Here is a 15,694-nt window from a genome sequence, read left to right as displayed (position 1 = left end):
GTTTTTCGAAGAAAACACCGTTCAGCCGCCAATCGGCGTGGTTTCGCATCAGCCCAGGATGCGATATGGCCCGATGATGGTTATTGGATCTGCCGTTGGATTTGGTGTTGTCGCTTCGGCCGTCGCTGTGACGCTGATTGTCGGCATCCGCTATCTTATCGTCAGCGGGGCCTTTGCGGCGATCACGCGGTGGCGCCACCCCGGCCTTTATACCGGGCTTGATCAGCAAATCCGTCGCGAAATCGGCTGGAGTTTAGCCAGCGCTGCCATTTACGGGATACCAACCGGGATTGTCGCCTGGGGATGGCAGGCGCATGGTTGGACGCAAATCTACACTGATTTATTTGCCTATCCGTTATGGTATTGGCCGGTATCCGTGCTGATCTATCTTTTTCTGCATGACAGCTGGTTTTACTGGACCCACCGCTGGATGCACCAGCCCAAGGCCTTTAAGCTCGCCCATGCGGTGCATCACGCCAGCCGACCGCCCACCGCCTGGGCGGCAATGGCGTTTCATCCCATTGAAGCGCTAACAGGCGCTGTGGTTATCCCGCTGCTTGTGCTACTCATTCCAGTGCATATCGGTGCGCTTGCATTGGTTTTGACGGTAATGACGGTTATGGGGGTAACCAACCATATGGGTTGGGAAGTTTTCCCTAGGTTCATCTGGGCTGGGCCAATGGGTGCATGGTTGATTACCGCGAGCCATCATCAGCGGCATCACTCTGACTACAGGTGCAATTATGGGCTATATTTTCGCTTCTGGGACCATGTTTGCGGGACTGACCGGGGAATCGGTGGTTTCGACAAACTGCCAGGTCGTGCGCGATCAACAGCCCATCGGTCCGGCACAGCGCTTCACGCGTCGGCTGGGGGCGGCGCTGATCCTGGTCGGTCTGTTGCCGGGGGCAGCGCTGACCACGACGCTTGACGTCACCATCGATAATCTGCGTTCCGATCGCGGCGAACTCCGCCTGTGTCTGACGGCTGACCCCAAGAATTTCCCCGGGTGTATCGATGATGCGCGCGCCGTGACTCGCTCGGTTCCCGCCACGATGCACAAGGTGCATTTCGATGACCTGCCTTATGGTAGCTATGCCGTTGCGGTGATCCATGACGCCAATGGCAATAACAAGCTCGATACATTGCTTGGCATCCCGCGCGAAGGATTTGGCTTTTCGCGCAACCCAATCATTCGATTCGGCCCGCCGCGATTTTCCTCGGCGCGGTTCGACATTGGCGCGGCACCTGATCAACAGGAAATAAAGATGCGGTATCTTCTCTAAACGGGGCAGTTTTGCCGCGGGGGCGGAGACAATCGGCTTGCCTGGCGTTAACCATAAGCTAGGATTTTTCCGTTGTCTGGGAGAAGAACGTGTTGTCTTGTCTGCGTTTGCTTACCGCCGTCGTATCGCTCACCGTGATCGCTGGCCCGGCCTTTGCCAAGAAGGCTGATCGCCCGACACCCCCACGAATCGACGTGGATCCAGCAGCGCTTGATCGCGATACCATCACCATTGGCGGCGGTGTCGGGCTGGTCCCCAGCTATGATGGCTCCAATGATTATGTGGTGATCCCAGCGGCGGCGGTGCGCGGTCGCGTCGATGGCATCAACTTTTCCTCACGCGGGTTGCAGCTTTCTGCCGATCTGATCCGCGACAAATCGCTGGCCAGCTGGGATTTGATGCTCGGGCCGGTGGTCAGCCTCAATCTCAATCGTACGGCACGGATCATCGATACCCGGGTGCTCGCGCTGGGTCGGCGCCGGGCGGCACTCGAAGTGGGCGGTTATGTCGGCATCGGCAAGACCGGGGTGATCACTAGCCCCTATGACCGGCTATCCGTGCGGGTCAACTATGTCCGCGACGTGACCGGTGTTCATGACAGCTATGTGCTGATGCCGGTGATTGATTATGGCACGCCGATCAGCCGTCGCGCTTATGTCGGCATTGGCGGATCGGCCACGATCGTCGGCGATGGCTATGCCGAAACCTATTTCGCGGTCGACGCTGCGGGCGCGGCGCGCAGTGGCTTGCCGCTGTTTGCCCGCCCGCGCGGCGGCGTGAAAAATTACACCGCCAATCTGCTGTTCAATTATGCGCTATCCGGCGATCTGCAACGCGGGCTTCAGCTCTTTACGCTGGTCTCCTACAGCCGGTTGCAGGGCGATTTCGCGCGATCGCCGTTGACGAGCGTCGCTGGCAATCCCAATCAAGTCTATAGCGCCATCGGGCTCGGCTATACTTTTTGATTGGCGGTTCCGGGCGCGCCGGACACGACTGGAATAGAATTTAGGTCAACGGAAATCCAAGCGCTATTTTGCGGTATTTAGCAGCGCAGCGCCGCTGCTTCACTCCGCCGCCGCGATTGCGCGATAGCCCTTCTTGATGGTGCCGATGATCCGTTCACGCTGTTCTTGTGCGGTAAAGTTGTTGCTGCGGGGAACATAGAGGCCGTGGAGCGTCGCGCGATCGATCAAAGACAATCGTTGCGGCACCGCCATCCCTTCATGTGGCATGAATAGCGACAGGACCGAAGAAGGGTTCGCTTCGTCCAGTGTTTTGACCGTGAGGTTGAGCAGCAGGTGCATTGTCGCAAAATCCGCGAGCTGGCGCAGCGATTTACCGGGCGATTGGTTGATATCGATGACGACGACCGAGAGCAGGATATCCGATCGGACATTGGCCGATATCCGGGTCGCTCCGAAACTGCGGGAGATGCCGTCGCTAATGGCATTGCCCTCGCGATCGACTTGCTGGACGACCCGAGAGGAATAGACGGCGCGCTTCTTGCCCAAGAGCAATTGCCGCTGCCCCGCCGACAAATGAGCCAAAAGCGAGGGGCTAGCCTTGTCGAGATCAACCATCAATTGCTGCGGATGGTCTGTGAAGAGGATCAGCGCATTGGGCCGGCATCCGGCATTCTTCACCTGCACCCCAGCCTCGGCCGCATTGTTGCGCACGACCGTTTCGATAATCGGCGACCATTCTTCGGGAAAGCCATCAACGCGCGGGCAAAACCCGTCCGCATACCGGGCTAGTTGGTTTTGTGGGCCGTTATCCAGCGTCTGTTTCAGCATGTTTCGCAGGGTTTTGCGTGAACCCTCGACCACGATGTCATTGCCGTCGGTGCTGGTGGTGCTGGCCGGGCCAGGGAGGGCGGTTTGCGCAGGCGCAGACCGGCCCGAGACTGGCGACGCCATGACCATCGCCATTGAGATCACGGACAGGGCGGCAGACCACTGCGGGCGAGCGATCATATCACCTCCATGGAAAATGCTTTTCGACAATTGCTATCTTGTTACCCTGTTACGATTTTGTCGAGCGCGATCACGTGCTGGACTATCTCATTTCTTCGCACTATCCTCGCCATATCCCCGGGGAAGCGCTGTTGGCTGCGCTTGAGAGGGAGGCGGCAGCCTCCGACCCGCTGAACCTGATCCGGCTGACACCGGCGGAGGAAGTGGCGCGCGAGACCGATCCTGTTGATCGGCGCAATCGTTCGTAGCTCCTTCGATAGCTTGGAGCGAATTGAATGGCAGACATCCCCGCCCGCACCGAAATCGGCGTGACCACTGGCCCCATTCGCGGATCGCGGAAAGTGCATGTCGGGCCGCTCAACGTCGCGATGCGCGAGATCATGCTGGAGCCATCGTGCGGTGAGCCGCCGCTGCGCGTTTACGACACGTCTGGCCCCTATTCCGATCCGGCTGCGCATATCGACATTGCAGCGGGCCTGCCCAATCTGCGCCGCGACTGGATTCTCGCGCGCGGCGATGTGGAATCCTATGACGGGCGCGAAACCCGGCCCGAGGATAACGGCTTGACCGGTCCCGATCGATCGGCGGGCGTGCCGCAATTCCCCAATGTCGTGAAGCGCCCCTTGCGCGCAAAGCCCGGCATGAACGTTAGCCAGATGCACTATGCCCGCCGCGGCATCATCACGCCCGAGATGGAATATGTCGCGATCCGTGAGAATATGGGCCGCGCCGCCGCCAAGGAAGCACTGATCCGCGACGGGCAGAGCTTTGGCGCGAGCATCCCCGATCATGTCACGCCCGAATTCGTGCGCGATGAAGTTGCGCGCGGCCGCGCGATCATCCCCAACAACATCAACCACCCCGAATCGGAACCGATGGCGATCGGCCGCAATTTCCTCGTCAAGATCAACGCCAATATCGGCAACTCCGCCGTTGCCAGCGACGTGGCGAATGAAGTCGACAAGATGGTCTGGTCGATCCGCTGGGGCGCGGACACGGTGATGGACCTGTCCACTGGCCGCAACATTCATGACACGCGCGAATGGATCCTCCGCAACTCGCCCGTCCCGATCGGCACCGTGCCGATCTATCAGGCGCTGGAAAAGGTCGGCGGCGTGGCTGAGGACCTGACCTGGGAAATCTTCCGCGATACCCTGATCGAGCAGGCCGAACAGGGCGTTGATTATTTCACGATCCATGCCGGCGTCCGCCTCGCCTACATCCCGATGACGGCCAAGCGCGTGACCGGCATCGTCAGCCGCGGCGGCAGCATCATGGCCAAATGGTGCCTCGCGCATCATAAGGAGAGCTTCCTCTACGAGCGCTTCGACGAGATTACCGAGATCATGAAGGCCTATGACATCGCCTATTCGCTCGGCGATGGTCTCCGCCCCGGCAGCATTGCCGATGCCAATGACGAAGCGCAGTTCAGCGAGCTCTACACGCTCGGCGAGCTCACCCACCGCGCCTGGGCGCACGACGTGCAAGTCATGATCGAAGGCCCCGGCCATGTGCCGATGCACAAGATCAAGGAGAATATGGACAAGCAGCTGGAGGTCTGCGGCGAAGCGCCCTTCTACACGCTCGGGCCGCTCACGACCGACATCGCGCCGGGATATGACCATATCACCAGCGGCATCGGGGCGGCGATGATCGGCTGGTACGGCACGGCGATGCTTTGCTACGTCACGCCGAAGGAGCATCTGGGTCTCCCCGACCGCGACGATGTGAAGGTCGGCGTGGTAACCTACAAGCTAGCCGCCCACGCGGCGGATTTGGCGAAGGGCCACCCGGCGGCCCGCCTGCGCGACGACGCGCTGAGCCGCGCGCGGTTCGAATTCCGCTGGCGCGACCAGTTCAACCTGTCGCTCGACCCCGACACGGCCGAGCAATATCACGACCAGACCCTCCCCGCAGAAGGCGCCAAGACCGCGCATTTCTGTTCGATGTGTGGGCCGAAGTTTTGCTCGATGAAGATCACGCAGGAAGTGCGCGACTTCGCCGGCAAGCAGAACCAGGGCGTCGAAGGCTTCATCGCCACCGGCCCGACGGGCGCCGAGACGGCAGCGGCGAGCAAGGCGGCGGCGATCAAGGGGATGGAAGAGATGGCCGAGAAATACCGGGCGGGCGGCGATCTCTACATGCCCGCTGAGGGCTGACCATGGCGGCGGGGGTGTTCAAGGCGGTGATCATCGCCGCCGCACTCGCCTTTCTGGCGGTGTTCGCCTTGGTCGTAACGCCCCCGCTGATCGCTCACCCCGACGTGATCGGCGCCTTCGCGGCGGGCTTCGTCAACCCTTACGCCAGCGGCTATTCCGCCGACACGCTTGCCTGCTGGGTAATCCTGTCGGCATGGATACTGTACGAGCGGCATACCCATGGCATCCGGCATGGCTGGGTCTGCATCGTGCTGGGCATGGTGCCGGGCGTGGCGGTGGGGTTCGCGCTGTATTTGCTGATGCGGTTGCGGCAGTTAGCTACGTGAGGGCATAACCGCGATTCTGCTCGATGAAGATCGCGCAGGAAGTGCGGGACTTCGCTGGCAGGCAAAACCAGGGCGTCGAAGGCTTCATCACCACCGGGCCGACCAGCGCGGAGATTGCAGCGGCGAGCAAGGCGGCGGCGATCAAGGGGATGGAGGAGATGAGCGCTCGGTTTAAAGCGGAGGGCGGGGAGATTTACTTGCCAGTGGAGAAATAGAAATGGCGACTCCAGCATTTTTGACGGCTATCGCCGCAATAATTGCGGCCTTGGCATGGCCAATTGTACTTCTGACAGTGCTATTGGCTTATCGAAAGCCAATCAGCAGTGCAGTGACGAAAATTCCCTCGATTCTCGATCGAATCCAGACCGTTAAGATTGGCGCCCTTGAGGCCGAATTGGAAAAAGTGGCATCCTTGCCGCATTTGGAGTCGTCCAAAGGTGAGGTCACGCCTGAACAGATCAGAACCGCAGCCAAAATTGAAAGCCAAGCGACCGACTTCGGCTCACAGCAATTGATAAAGCAGCTAGATCGTATCTGTCTTGAGTACGATACAATCCGAAATACGATGCCATCTGGCTACGCAAGAACATCAGCTATGACTCAAATCTTGATTAAGATGAGAGCATTAGCTCCCTCTACCTCGAAACTGATTAATGTTTATAAAGGCTCCGGATCACCGGGCAGTCGATTGGCAGCAGTCGCCATGATGCAAATGGAACCTCAGCTCGGTGATCTCAATTGGCTTGAAGAGCGTTTTGTGATAGAAAATCCCTTTATCTTCTATCATGCCGCGCTGGCACTTAGAAATATGACAATTCATGCGGATAGCGAGCGCCGAAAAGAAATATCGCTGATTGCCAAATCTGCAAAGTCCGCCGTAGAAAGATTTGAGTACGGTGTACCCGATCCGGACACCATAGAAGTGCTGTCCTCGATATAGACTTATCTCCTTGGTTTACTAACGCATCAGATCGTCACTGATAAACCTCCCGCAGATTCGCCAGGCGCACCACCAGCACCGCAATCCGCGCATCCTCCACCCGCGCCACTACGCGATAGTCGCCGATCCGCCAGCGCCAATAGCCCGCATAATCGCCGGTCAGCGCGCTGCCCAGCGTGCGGAGGGCGTGCTCCACCGGCGACTCCGCCAGCCACCATTCCATCGCATTCCCGTTGACGACCATGGCTGCATTTTGCTCAAACAAGGCTTTACAGGAGAGACGATCATGGACGCGAGGCTGCAAAAGCTGATCGACGCATCGCGCGACCGGCCGATGTCGGAAGCAGAGGCAGAGGCGCAGCGCCGCAGCTTCGCCTATGGCAATGCGCATATCGAAAATGACCGGGTCACGCGCGAAATGGTTGACGAGGCGGCAGAGAAAATCGGGAAGCACAACGGTTGAGCGACGATCGGCACAGCAAAGCCGAAGAGGCTGCGCTGATCACCGATCCCCTTGAACAGGCGCGCCGCGAATCCGAGAATGCCGTTGCGCAGTTCGATCGCGTGCTCGATCTCATCGACGATGTCGTGCGCGGCGGTCGTCCGTTCCGTATCCGCACCTCGACCATTCTCGATCTGCACCGGATCGTGCTCGACGGCCTGTCGGCCTATGCCGGGAACTTCCGGCCCGGCAGTATCGAGATCGGCCTGAGCAAGCACGTCCCGCCGCCCGCGCATCTCGTCACCAGCCTGATCGACGAGATGTGCGATCATGTGATGGATAACTTCGCCGATGGCTCGGCGCTTAACCTGTGCGCCTATGTGATGTGGCGGCTGAACTGGATTCATCCGTTCACCGACGGCAATGGCCGCACGTCGCGCGCGCTCGCCTATTTCGTGCTGTGCGCCAAGATCGGCTATCGGTTGCCCGGCCACGAAACCGTTCCCGAACAGATCGCAGCGGACAAGCTGCCTTATTACCGGGCGCTTGAGGCCGCCGATCTTTCGCTTGAGGCGGGGGCGCTCGATCTTTCGGCGCTGGAAAAGCTGTTAGACAGCCACCTGGCGACCCAATTGCTGTCCGCCTATGACGATGCGAAGAACCCCGACGCTGGTGCCGCCAAGGACCGCAAGCTGCACTGACCGTCCTCCACCGCGTAGAAAATCCGATGCCGGTGGCAGGCGAGCGACTTGACCGGTGACCCGATCGTATCATGGACAATCCCAATTTCCGGATAGATCATGATCCGCCGGAACCCTTGCTCGATAGCGTCGAGATAGCCGATCGCGCGCGCGAGCTCGAATTGCTCGACGCTGTAATCCCGGATATCCGCCAGATCGTTTTCCGCCTGGCGACTTAGTTCAAGCCGCATCAGCACTCGCGCCTTGCGCACGTAGCCCGGCGCGCAGTTCTTCGAGATATTCGAACGGATCGCGTTCACTCACCCCTGACGCCCGACCGACATCGATCGCTGCCTGCAACGCCTTCAGTTTCTCTGCATAGTCCCGGTCGCGGCGTACCAGATCGCGGACGTAGTCGCTGGTGCTGCTGTAGCTGCCCTCAGCGACGCGGGCCTCGGCCCAGCTTTTCAGGGCTTCGGGGATGGAGATGTTCATCTGGGCCATCGGAACGCTTATACGATTCTGCGCTAACTTTGGCAACGAGGCGCCTTCGTTACCGTCCCATCTTGTCCGCCAATATCGCCGCCCACACCATCAGCGTCAGCGTGCCGCCGATCAGCGTCGTCACCACGGCTTGGCGGAGCAGGCGGCTTTGCGCGTCGATCGAATGGACAAAGGCCGCGAACAGGCGGCGTTGCAGCTTCGCCGGGCCGTCGTCACCGTCGCCCTCCAGCCCGTCGGTGTCGAATTCCTCGCCCAGCAGCAGCGCGCGCAGGCACAGCACGCTCGAGGCGATCAGCGGCGCGACCCCGATCAGGCTCGCGATCGTCAGCACTGGCTGGCTGGCGGCATCGACGCTGAGCGGCGCGCCCGGGCTCGCCGAAATCGGGTGCGTGCCGATCGTTACCATCAGCGCGTTGAACGCCAGCATCCCGCCGATCCGCACCGACAGGTCGAGATCGCGATTTTCCAGAAATTCCAGATCAGCGATAAAACCCGGCGGCGGATCATCGCCGCGCATGGCCTGGAACGCGCGGAGGCGGGTGCGGTATGTCGAGCTGCGCATGGCACGCTACTATCGCGCGCCCGTGCAAACCGCAAAGTGCTGATCGATCGCGCCGGGCTTTACCGCATTCAATAATGATCCCGGCAGCTGAGCACGTCCAAAGCCGCCGCCGTGTCCATCAGGCGCTTCAGATTGTCGCGCGCCTCAGAATAGGTGATCGTCTACATCGCCCGTCATTGGCCAAAATATTGGGCAATATCAATCAACAACCAGCTCCATTTCGGCACGATTCGCTTGCCCCGCAGTGCATTGCCCCTAAACTCGCCCGGCTATTTCAAGAGGGTATCATGCGTGTGTTGGTCGTCCTGTTGGCACTGCTGGCGCTTGGTGCCGCTTGCGCCGCCGTTGCCGCTGCCCGGCCCCGCGGTTTTCGCGCCGACATGATGGCGCGCTTTGCCAAGGCGATGCCGGGCGCGACGCTCACCGCCGATCCGGATCAGCCGCTCACCATCCTTTTCACGCGCGCCGACGGGACCGAAGGGGCGTTCAACCTGGACACGCTGGTCGGCTATTGCCGCACCGCCAGCGCTGCCGATTGCGCGGCATCGAAGGCCGATTTCGTTATGAAAATGTCGCGACCCCATCCCGATCCCACCCCCGCCAGCCTGCGCCTGGTCGTTCGTGATCGCGATTATATGGATTTCATCGATGCCTATGCCGCGAAATTCCCGGAGAAGGGCGATATCGCGAAATATCGCCCGATCGGCGACGATCTTTACGCGGTGCTCGCCGCCGATAGCGAGGACACGGTCGCGGTGGTCGGCGATCTCGCGCTCAAGAAGCTCGGCCTCTCCGCTGATCGGGCCTGGGCGCTTGCCGAGGCGCAGACCCGCGCGATCCTCCCGCCGCTGCCCAAGCCAGCCGCGCTGCGCAAAGCGGCGGTTAGCTATCCGGAGCAGCACTATCTCGCGAGCCTGCTGATTGACCTGCCGGCGTGGGAGAAGCTCGCCGCCCGGGTGGGACCAACCCTGTTCATGACCGTCGTGGCTGATCATATCGTTTTCGTCGGGCAGGTGCCGGATGGACCCGCTTTGGAAGACCTCAAACAGGCGGTGGTCGATGATTGCGCGGCGCAGGAACGCTGCATTTCGCCCCATCTCTACCGCTTTCGCGATGGCCGCTGGGTGATCGCCAAATAGCGCTCGGTCGCGTTATAGGCTGGCCATGCCCCATCTGGCCCACATTGCCCTTGTCGTCCGCGATTATGACGAAGCGCTTGCCTTCTACACGGCCAAGCTCGGCTTCACGCTGGTGGAGGACACATACCAGCCCGAACAGGACAAAAGATGGGTCACCATCCGCCCGCCCGGCGCGCCCGATAACGCCACCACCATCCTCCTCGCCCGCGCCACCTCACCCGAGCAAGTGGCGGCCATTGGCAACCAATCCGGCGGCCGCGTCTTCCTGTTCCTCGCCACCGATGATTTCGCGCGCGACTATGCTGCCTTTACTGCCGCTGGAGTAAAGTGGGTCCGCCCGCCCGCCACCCATGATTACGGGACGGTCGCGGTGTTTGCCGATCTTTACGGGAATCTATGGGATCTGGTCGAGTTCACCCCATCCGCCGAGACCGACTGAGCGGGCCGCTGCAGCCGTCGGGCTGCACGCCATAGAAGAAGCGGTGTTGGCCAGTCGTCCGCCAAGCGCAGCGGCTTGCCCGGCTGCTTGCCGCCACCTATCCTTGCGCCATGCCTGCCGCGCCCTTCTCAACTCCCGATTGCTGGATTGATCCGGCAGCGCTGCGGCAGCTCGATACGCAGGGCTATTTGCTGCTGCGGCATGCTGTCCCGGCCGACTGGATCGTTCGGTTGCGCGCGGCGTTCGATGCCGGGGTACTGGCGTCCGACCAATGGCCGGTCCCGCGCCAGATGGACTGGTGCCATGCCCAGGTTGATTTGGACCCATATGTCCAGCGCGTCTGCCGCTTGCCCGCGCTGATCGATGCGGTCCGTCACCGATTGAAAGCGCCGTTCTTCCTGTCGCAGGTGGAGGGGCGCGCGCCCCGCCAGGGCAATATGCCGCAACCGCTGCACCGCGATGGCGTGGGCCTTCACGGGCAGTTGATGGCGGCGATGGTGTGGCTGGACCGCTATGGCCCGGATAATGGCGCCACGCAGCTGGTGCCCGGATCGCATCGCATGGATGCCAGCGAATCAGTGGCGCCGCAGATACTGACCGGCGAAGCGGGGGACGTGTTGATCTTCGATCCCGATCTTCTCCACGGCGCGACCAGCAATGCCAGCGGTGCGCCGCGCCGGTCGCTGCTGCTGTCCTATGCCGTGGCCGCGCTGCAGGCGCAGCACCGCGAGAGCGAGGCGATTCGCGGCGTCCGCATGGATATGCGCGAGATCTTTGGCGGGGACGATCGGCTGCCCGGCTAGCGGGAGGGGCACTGATCCTGCACGCCTGCGCTACGCTGACCCCAGCGCTAATCTGCTTGCAGCGCGATCCCCAACCGCCGAAGACGGGCGGCATGAAGACAGCAGCATCAGCGATGACGGGGCGCGGGCAGCGCCGCAGCATGGGCCTCCTCTTGGTGCTGGGCATGATGCTACTCAGCGGCTGCGTGGCGATGCCGCGCCTGGAACGCGTCGCGCCCGCCCCCCATTTTGCCGCGACCGACTTTTTTGCCGGGCAGACAGAGGGGCGCGCGACGGTGAAGGTCATCCTGCGCACGCGCCATCCCGTGGCGGTGCACGGCACTGGCCATTTGGAGCCCGATGGCAGCTTGGTGCTTGATCAGATGGTCGAGGAAGCGGGCCAGCCAGCGAAGAAGCGCCAATGGCGCATCCGCGAAACGGCACCTGATCATTACACGGGCACGCTGTCCGACGCGATCAGTGGCGTCACCGGGGTAACGCGGGGCAACCGGCTGGTGCTGCGCTTCACGATGAAGGGCGGGTATCGGGCGAAGCAGTTCCTGACACTGCGGCCCGACGGACAATCAGCGCATAATGTGATGGTGGTGCGTAAGTTCGGGATCACCGTGGCGGTGCTGGATGAAATCATCACCCGGGTCGGTCCATAGGTCACTGGCGATGCGGTCCTTCGCTGCCTTGCTCGATGCGCTGATCTACACGCCGTCGCGCAATGCCAAGCTGAAGCTGATCGCTGATTATCTGCGCGCCGTGCCCGATCCCGATCGCGGTTGGGCGATGGCTGCGCTGACCGGCAATCTCGATATGCCGGCGGTGAAACCCGCGATCATCCGGGCGCTGATCGAGGCGCGAGTCGATCCGGTGCTGTACCGGATGAGCCGTGATTATGTTGGCGATACTGCGGAAACAGTGGCGCTGCTCTGGCCCGATCCGCCTGGCCCTCGAGCCGATCTGGCCCCGCTGACGCTTGGCACTGTGGTGGATAGCCTTGCCGGTGCCAGCCGGGCAGAGGGGCCGGCGGTGCTGGCGGCGATGCTCGACCGGCTTAGCGCGACGGAGCGCTTTGCCGTGCTGAAAATGGCCACGGGCGCGCTGCGGATTGGCGTATCCGCCCGGCTGGCAAAGACCGCGCTGGCCCAGGCTTTTGCGCTGGATGTCGATGCGGTGGAGGAGGTGTGGCATGGCCTGTCGCCGCCCTATGCGCCGCTGTTCGCCTGGGGAGAGGGGCGCGCGCCGCAACCGACCGCCACCCATCTGCCGGTGTTCCGATCGTTCATGCTCGCCCATCCGCTGGAGGATCAGCAGCTCAGCCTGGATGAGTATGTCGCCGAATGGAAATGGGATGGCATCCGCGTGCAGATCGTCCATGTCGGCGGTGAGACGCGGCTTTATAGCCGGGCAGGGGAAGATATCACCGCCAGCTTCCCCGATGTCGCGCGTGGCTTTGCGACGCCCGGCATGGTCGATGGCGAGCTGATGGTGCGCGGCGATACACAGGGGAGCGCAGCCGAGGGCGGGGCGGCGGCGAGCTTCAACGCGCTGCAGCAGCGGCTGGGGCGCAAGGCGGTGTCGGCACGGATGCTGGCCGATTATCCTGCCTTTGTCCGGCTCTATGACATCCTGTTCGACGGGCCCACTGATCTGCGCGACCTGCCTTGGCACGCCCGCCGCGCGCGGTTGGAGCGGTTTGTTGTCGCGCTGGACGGTGACCGGTTCGATCTCAGCCGGATTATCGACGCCAATGATTTCGCTGCGCTGCAGGCGATTCGTGACGGCGCGCGCGATGCGGCGATCGAAGGGGTGATGCTCAAACGCCGCGATTCGCCCTATGTCACCGGGCGGCGGACTGGCCTGTGGTATAAATGGAAACGCGATCCGCTGACCGCCGATTGCGTGGTGATGTATGCGCAACGCGGCAGCGGGCGGCGATCATCCTTCTATTCCGACTTCACCTTTGGCTGCTGGACCGAGGAGGGCGAGTTGCTGCCGGTGGGAAAAGCCTATTCGGGCATCACCGATCAAGAGCTGAAGTTCCTCGACAAATTTGTGCGCGATCACACGACGGCGCGCTTCGGGCCGGTGCGCGAGGTGGAAAAAACGCTGGTGCTGGAGATCGCGTTTGATTCGATCCATTTGTCAAAGCGGCACAAATCAGGGGTGGCGATGCGCTTTCCCCGCATCGCGCGGATCAGGACCGACAAGCCGGCAGCGGAGGCGGATAGGGTGGCGGGGCTCAAGCGGTTGGTGACGTGATCGCTGGCGTTGGCGACAAGTGATAGGCGGCCAGTGCCCGAGGCAGGGCGTTCACGACCGGATTGCTGGTGAACAGCGTTGCGCCTTTAGCCAATCGCCTTTTTGAAGATCGCCCGGGCGTGGATCGCCGCACAATCCACCAGCGGAAAGGGGCAAGTTTCGGCATCGAAGGCAAGCGCAAGATCGGTGCCGCCAAGCATGATTGCTTGGGCGCCCGAGGTGTTGATCATGTGCGTTGCCGCGTCGTGAAAAATGGCGCGCTGCGCTGTTGTTGCTCGGCCGGTCTTGGCCATTTCGACATAAGCCGCATGGACGCCATCCAGCGCTGATCCCGGTGGTGATATGACATCGACGCTTGCAAGGCCGTCATAGAAGCGCGATTCCATAACGGTACGCGTTCCTAAAATACCAATCTTCTCAAAGCGATGTTCTGCAACATCGTGCGCCACCGCATCAATCATGTCCACCACCGGCAGGGGGGAGCGCGCAGCGAATTCATGACGGCAGAAATGGCCCGCGATTGATGTTACGCCGATAAGGTCAGCGCCAGCCCGATCGAGCCGGTCGGCCAAGTTCGCGAAAATGTCCGCCTGTTCTATGCGTCGATCAGCGGCCAAATTGGCCAACAGCGTTGGGGTGTCGGCATGGACAATGGTCATGTCCAAGGACCGTTCAGCCTGGGCGAAAAGGCGGATCAATTGTCGGCAATAATAGTCCTGCGCAGCGGGGCCGATACCGCCTATCAATCCGATCTGCACCTGCATCTCCCGGTAACACAATTTTAGGCGGCGCCATTATCCTGCCCGGCCGCCAAAACCTGCCAATCTTGGCAGCCTAAGCGAGATCGCGCGCGAGCACCACGAACCCCAGGTCATCGCGGCGGGGCTGGCCGAAGCGTTCATCGCCATAGGGGAAGGGGCGTTCTTCGCCGGTCAATTGGTAGCCGCGGCGTTGGTAAAAGGCGATCAGCTCGGCCCGTTGCCGGATGACCGTCATTTCCATGATGCTGGCGGCAAAGCGGGTTTGCGCTTCGGCTTCGGCGGCAGCGATCAGCTGCTTGCCCAGGCCTTGTGCCTGGCCCTCTGGGGAGACCGAGAGCAACCCGAGATAGCACAGCCCTGATCCCTTGTCGGTGATCTCGACACAGCCGATCAGGTGGTCGCTCGTGCTGGCGACGAGCAGGCAATGGCTGGGGTCGGCGAGCGATTCGGCAAGGGCGTCAAGATCGGTGCGTTGCCCGCCAAGCAGGTCAGCTTCATGCGTCCATCCGCTGCGGGCCGTCGTCCCGCGATAGGCGCTCTCGATCAGCGCACTCAGCAAGGGTAGGTCGCCCGACGTCGCCGGACGAATCGCGATCGTCATTCGGTTGCTTCCCCAAAAAGGCAAAAACCCGGCACGCTGGTTGCGCACCGGGTTTTTGGTCGTCATCCGTAAGCCGGAACGGCTTATATCGGGCTGGCCGTCATCGCGCTGAATGAAGCCGAAGCCCTTCATCGCGTTGAAGAACTTGACCGTGCCGGTTGCCTTTTCCCCGGTCAGCTGGCGCTGTGGACCGCCGGCGCCGCCGGCACCACCACGGGGGGCACCCGGGCCAGCGTCGCGATCGCGCGGCGGGCCGCGGTCCTCGACGGGCATTGGCTCGCCATCAATTTTCAAATCAGTCGCCGAAATGCGGCCACCACGATCAACGAGCGTGAAGCCCAAGGGCTGACCCTCGGCCAGACCGGTCAGCCCGGCCTGCTCGACAGCACTGATGTGCACGAACACATCTTCGCCGCCATCATCGCGAACAACAAAGCCAAAGCCCTTTTGCCCGTTGAAGAATTTGACGACGCCGGTGCCTTCCCCAACAACCTGGGGGGGCATGCCGCGACCGCCGCCACCGCCACCGGGGCCGCCAAAGCCGCCGCCGCCGCCGCTGCGGAACCCACCGCCGCCGCCGCCGAAGCGATCGCCACCGCCACCGAAGCGATCGCCGCCACCGCCAAAGCGATCACCGCCACCACCGAATCGGTCACCGCCACCAAAGCCGCTGTCGAAACCGCCTTCGCCAAAACCATCGCGCTTGTCTTTGCCGCGCCCGCCGCGATCCCCGCGGCGCCCTTTATCGAAACTCATGCCCTGTTCGTCTTCCCGGTTCGCCCGTAATTGATGCAAGAACCCGAGCGTCGGACGACAAACGCAGGTCTCC

At 61.8% G+C, this 15,694-nt stretch carries 20 protein-coding genes, 2 pseudogenes and 1 riboswitch; of the genes and pseudogenes, 14 read left to right on the top strand and 8 right to left on the bottom strand.

Annotation, left to right across the window (positions count from 1 at the left end):
- Positions 1 to 76 precede the first annotated feature (76 nt).
- The 3 genes from B7Y43_RS13300 to B7Y43_RS13290 all read left to right on the top strand — a co-directional run bounded on the left by B7Y43_RS13300 (position 77) and on the right by B7Y43_RS13290 (position 2,251).
- Positions 77 to 931: a sterol desaturase family protein gene (locus tag B7Y43_RS13300; protein WP_374132190.1), complete on the top strand. Its 855-nt coding sequence runs from the start codon at positions 77 to 79 to the stop codon at positions 929 to 931.
- A complete protein-coding gene (locus B7Y43_RS13295) occupies positions 822 to 1,286 on the top strand; it encodes a DUF2141 domain-containing protein (protein ID WP_374132144.1) in 465 nt (154 codons plus the stop codon). Before B7Y43_RS13300 ends, B7Y43_RS13295 begins: the two co-directional genes overlap by 110 nt.
- Before the next feature lie 89 nt (positions 1,287 to 1,375).
- The gene (locus B7Y43_RS13290) at positions 1,376 to 2,251 is read left to right on the top strand and encodes a MipA/OmpV family protein (protein WP_374132143.1); all 876 of its coding nucleotides are present in this window, start codon (positions 1,376 to 1,378) and stop codon (positions 2,249 to 2,251) included.
- Positions 2,252 to 2,350: 99 nt separating this feature from the next.
- Here the strand turns inward: B7Y43_RS13290 and B7Y43_RS13285 are convergent, their stop codons facing one another.
- On the bottom strand, positions 2,351 to 3,259 hold the full coding sequence (locus tag B7Y43_RS13285; protein WP_374132142.1) for a hypothetical protein: 909 nt from the start codon (positions 3,257 to 3,259) through the stop codon (positions 2,351 to 2,353).
- A 108-nt stretch (positions 3,260 to 3,367) separates the two neighbouring features.
- Positions 3,368 to 3,479: riboswitch (TPP riboswitch) on the top strand.
- Between the two features lie 55 nt (positions 3,480 to 3,534).
- On the opposite strand from B7Y43_RS13285, the gene thiC reads away from it, so the two are divergent.
- The 4 genes from thiC to B7Y43_RS13265 are packed head-to-tail and all read left to right on the top strand — an operon-like array spanning position 3,535 to position 6,684.
- A complete protein-coding gene (thiC, locus tag B7Y43_RS13280) occupies positions 3,535 to 5,418 on the top strand; it encodes a phosphomethylpyrimidine synthase ThiC (RefSeq protein ID WP_374132141.1) in 1,884 nt (627 codons plus the stop codon).
- 2 nt (positions 5,419 to 5,420) lie between these two features.
- Positions 5,421 to 5,744: a DUF2834 domain-containing protein gene (locus tag B7Y43_RS13275; protein WP_374132140.1), complete on the top strand. Its 324-nt coding sequence runs from the start codon at positions 5,421 to 5,423 to the stop codon at positions 5,742 to 5,744.
- Between the two features lie 23 nt (positions 5,745 to 5,767).
- A complete protein-coding gene (locus tag B7Y43_RS13270) occupies positions 5,768 to 5,959 on the top strand; it encodes a hypothetical protein (RefSeq protein ID WP_374132139.1) in 192 nt (63 codons plus the stop codon).
- Positions 5,960 to 5,961: 2 nt separating this feature from the next.
- Positions 5,962 to 6,684, top strand: coding sequence for a hypothetical protein (locus tag B7Y43_RS13265; protein ID WP_374132138.1), 723 nt, complete (start codon positions 5,962 to 5,964; stop codon positions 6,682 to 6,684).
- 34 nt (positions 6,685 to 6,718) lie between these two features.
- On the opposite strand, the gene B7Y43_RS13260 is transcribed toward B7Y43_RS13265, so the two are convergent.
- Positions 6,719 to 6,928, bottom strand: coding sequence for a type II toxin-antitoxin system RelE/ParE family toxin (locus tag B7Y43_RS13260; protein WP_374132137.1), 210 nt, complete (start codon positions 6,926 to 6,928; stop codon positions 6,719 to 6,721).
- 42 nt (positions 6,929 to 6,970) lie between these two features.
- Here B7Y43_RS13260 and B7Y43_RS13255 point away from each other — a divergent pair, with 42 nt between their 5' ends.
- Together B7Y43_RS13255 and B7Y43_RS13250 are read left to right on the top strand one after the other, a co-directional pair.
- Complete coding sequence (locus B7Y43_RS13255; RefSeq protein ID WP_374132136.1) at positions 6,971 to 7,147, top strand: hypothetical protein; 177 nt, start codon at positions 6,971 to 6,973, stop codon at positions 7,145 to 7,147.
- The gene (locus tag B7Y43_RS13250) at positions 7,144 to 7,827 is read left to right on the top strand and encodes a Fic family protein (protein WP_294101948.1); all 684 of its coding nucleotides are present in this window, start codon (positions 7,144 to 7,146) and stop codon (positions 7,825 to 7,827) included. The genes B7Y43_RS13255 and B7Y43_RS13250 overlap by 4 nt, the downstream gene beginning before the upstream one ends.
- On the opposite strand, the gene B7Y43_RS13245 is transcribed toward B7Y43_RS13250, so the two are convergent.
- From B7Y43_RS13245 to B7Y43_RS13235, 3 genes are read right to left on the bottom strand one after another with little or no spacing between them, the layout of a single operon-like run.
- Positions 7,770 to 8,057, bottom strand: a complete 288-nt coding sequence (locus B7Y43_RS13245; protein ID WP_374132135.1) for a type II toxin-antitoxin system RelE/ParE family toxin — start codon at positions 8,055 to 8,057, stop codon at positions 7,770 to 7,772. The two genes, B7Y43_RS13250 and B7Y43_RS13245, sit on opposite strands and share 58 nt — an antisense overlap.
- Entirely contained in the window at positions 8,047 to 8,310 is a 264-nt protein-coding gene (locus B7Y43_RS13240) for a type II toxin-antitoxin system ParD family antitoxin (protein ID WP_374132134.1), read from the bottom strand. Before B7Y43_RS13240 ends, B7Y43_RS13245 begins: the two co-directional genes overlap by 11 nt.
- A 49-nt stretch (positions 8,311 to 8,359) precedes the next feature.
- Positions 8,360 to 8,872, bottom strand: a complete 513-nt coding sequence (locus B7Y43_RS13235; RefSeq protein WP_374132133.1) for a hypothetical protein — start codon at positions 8,870 to 8,872, stop codon at positions 8,360 to 8,362.
- A 287-nt stretch (positions 8,873 to 9,159) separates the two neighbouring features.
- Between B7Y43_RS13235 and B7Y43_RS13230 the strand changes: the two genes are divergently transcribed.
- The 5 genes from B7Y43_RS13230 to B7Y43_RS13210 all read left to right on the top strand — a co-directional run bounded on the left by B7Y43_RS13230 (position 9,160) and on the right by B7Y43_RS13210 (position 13,503).
- The gene (locus B7Y43_RS13230) at positions 9,160 to 10,011 is read left to right on the top strand and encodes a hypothetical protein (protein WP_374132132.1); all 852 of its coding nucleotides are present in this window, start codon (positions 9,160 to 9,162) and stop codon (positions 10,009 to 10,011) included.
- A gap of 25 nt (positions 10,012 to 10,036) precedes the next feature.
- Entirely contained in the window at positions 10,037 to 10,450 is a 414-nt protein-coding gene (locus B7Y43_RS13225; RefSeq protein ID WP_374132131.1) for a VOC family protein, read from the top strand.
- 110 nt (positions 10,451 to 10,560) lie between these two features.
- Positions 10,561 to 11,253 carry a phytanoyl-CoA dioxygenase family protein gene (locus tag B7Y43_RS13220; protein WP_374132130.1) on the top strand — a complete coding sequence of 231 codons (693 nt, stop codon included), beginning with the start codon at positions 10,561 to 10,563 and terminating at the stop codon, positions 11,251 to 11,253.
- A gap of 92 nt (positions 11,254 to 11,345) precedes the next feature.
- Positions 11,346 to 11,900 carry a DUF3833 family protein gene (locus tag B7Y43_RS13215; protein WP_374132129.1) on the top strand — a complete coding sequence of 185 codons (555 nt, stop codon included), beginning with the start codon at positions 11,346 to 11,348 and terminating at the stop codon, positions 11,898 to 11,900.
- 10 nt (positions 11,901 to 11,910) lie between these two features.
- Positions 11,911 to 13,503: an ATP-dependent DNA ligase gene (locus tag B7Y43_RS13210; protein ID WP_374132128.1), complete on the top strand. Its 1,593-nt coding sequence runs from the start codon at positions 11,911 to 11,913 to the stop codon at positions 13,501 to 13,503.
- Positions 13,504 to 13,589: 86 nt separating this feature from the next.
- On the opposite strand, the gene B7Y43_RS13205 is transcribed toward B7Y43_RS13210, so the two are convergent.
- The 3 genes and pseudogenes from B7Y43_RS13205 to B7Y43_RS13195 all read right to left on the bottom strand — a co-directional run.
- A complete protein-coding gene (locus B7Y43_RS13205) occupies positions 13,590 to 14,261 on the bottom strand; it encodes an aspartate/glutamate racemase family protein (RefSeq protein WP_374132127.1) in 672 nt (223 codons plus the stop codon).
- Between the two features lie 76 nt (positions 14,262 to 14,337).
- Positions 14,338 to 14,724, bottom strand: a pseudogene (locus tag B7Y43_RS13200) (GNAT family N-acetyltransferase); the annotation flags it as partial.
- A gap of 228 nt (positions 14,725 to 14,952) precedes the next feature.
- Positions 14,953 to 15,621 (bottom strand): annotated as a pseudogene (locus B7Y43_RS13195) (cold-shock protein); the annotation flags it as partial.
- Positions 15,622 to 15,694 lie beyond the last annotated feature (73 nt).

Source organism: Sphingomonas sp. 28-62-20, from assembly GCF_002281505.1.
Note: the sequence above shows the minus strand (reverse complement) of the source record. Positions and strands in the feature narration are given on the sequence as shown.

Excerpts from the sequence above, each read along its gene's own strand:
- B7Y43_RS13245 (WP_374132135.1), bottom strand. The coding sequence starts at position 8,057 with ATGCGGCTTGAACTAAGTCGCCAGGCGGAAAACGATCTGGCGGATATC.
- B7Y43_RS13265 (WP_374132138.1), top strand. The coding sequence starts at position 5,962 with ATGGCGACTCCAGCATTTTTGACGGCTATCGCCGCAATAATTGCGGCC.
- B7Y43_RS13230 (WP_374132132.1), top strand. The coding sequence starts at position 9,160 with ATGCGTGTGTTGGTCGTCCTGTTGGCACTGCTGGCGCTTGGTGCCGCT.
- B7Y43_RS13275 (WP_374132140.1), top strand. The coding sequence starts at position 5,421 with ATGGCGGCGGGGGTGTTCAAGGCGGTGATCATCGCCGCCGCACTCGCC.
- B7Y43_RS13220 (WP_374132130.1), top strand. The coding sequence starts at position 10,561 with ATGCCTGCCGCGCCCTTCTCAACTCCCGATTGCTGGATTGATCCGGCA.
- thiC (WP_374132141.1), top strand. The coding sequence starts at position 3,535 with ATGGCAGACATCCCCGCCCGCACCGAAATCGGCGTGACCACTGGCCCC.
- B7Y43_RS13210 (WP_374132128.1), top strand. The coding sequence starts at position 11,911 with ATGCGGTCCTTCGCTGCCTTGCTCGATGCGCTGATCTACACGCCGTCG.
- B7Y43_RS13270 (WP_374132139.1), top strand. The coding sequence starts at position 5,768 with ATGAAGATCGCGCAGGAAGTGCGGGACTTCGCTGGCAGGCAAAACCAG.
- B7Y43_RS13285 (WP_374132142.1), bottom strand. The coding sequence starts at position 3,259 with ATGATCGCTCGCCCGCAGTGGTCTGCCGCCCTGTCCGTGATCTCAATG.
- B7Y43_RS13235 (WP_374132133.1), bottom strand. The coding sequence starts at position 8,872 with ATGCGCAGCTCGACATACCGCACCCGCCTCCGCGCGTTCCAGGCCATG.
- B7Y43_RS13255 (WP_374132136.1), top strand. The coding sequence starts at position 6,971 with ATGGACGCGAGGCTGCAAAAGCTGATCGACGCATCGCGCGACCGGCCG.
- B7Y43_RS13260 (WP_374132137.1), bottom strand. The coding sequence starts at position 6,928 with ATGGTCGTCAACGGGAATGCGATGGAATGGTGGCTGGCGGAGTCGCCG.
- B7Y43_RS13300 (WP_374132190.1), top strand. The coding sequence starts at position 77 with ATGGTTATTGGATCTGCCGTTGGATTTGGTGTTGTCGCTTCGGCCGTC.
- B7Y43_RS13225 (WP_374132131.1), top strand. The coding sequence starts at position 10,037 with ATGCCCCATCTGGCCCACATTGCCCTTGTCGTCCGCGATTATGACGAA.
- B7Y43_RS13215 (WP_374132129.1), top strand. The coding sequence starts at position 11,346 with ATGAAGACAGCAGCATCAGCGATGACGGGGCGCGGGCAGCGCCGCAGC.
- B7Y43_RS13240 (WP_374132134.1), bottom strand. The coding sequence starts at position 8,310 with ATGGCCCAGATGAACATCTCCATCCCCGAAGCCCTGAAAAGCTGGGCC.